The sequence below is a fragment of the Psychroflexus maritimus genome (assembly GCF_011089875.1).
Taxonomy (GTDB): Bacteria; Bacteroidota; Bacteroidia; order Flavobacteriales; family Flavobacteriaceae; genus Psychroflexus; species Psychroflexus maritimus.
The window spans coordinates 1-262 of sequence record NZ_JAANAS010000117.1 but is presented as its reverse complement, the minus strand read 5'-3'; the positions used below and the strand labels follow the sequence as shown (position 1 = coordinate 262).

Sequence of the window (262 nt, the reverse complement as noted above, 5' to 3'; positions counted from 1 at the left end):
AAGTATTTTTTGACCTGACTCAACAAAATGAATTAGTTTTAGGGCCTAATCAAACTATCCAAGATTACAGCATCTCTTACTTTGAAGATTTAGCAGATGCTAATGCTGGCTCAAATCCTATTGCAGAACCTTCTGAATATACAGGAGAGGCAGCAACTATATTTGTAAGAATTCAAAATAATGAAAATCCTGATTGCTATGAAGTTGCTCAGTTTGATTTAATTCTATACGAAAGTATTAATTTTGAAGGTATTCAAGATTT

1 pseudogene is annotated in these 262 nt (G+C 31.7%); it reads left to right on the top strand.

The annotated features are described in order from the left end of the window. Positions 1 to 262 (top strand): annotated as a pseudogene (locus tag G7034_RS11770) (T9SS type B sorting domain-containing protein); the annotation flags it as partial.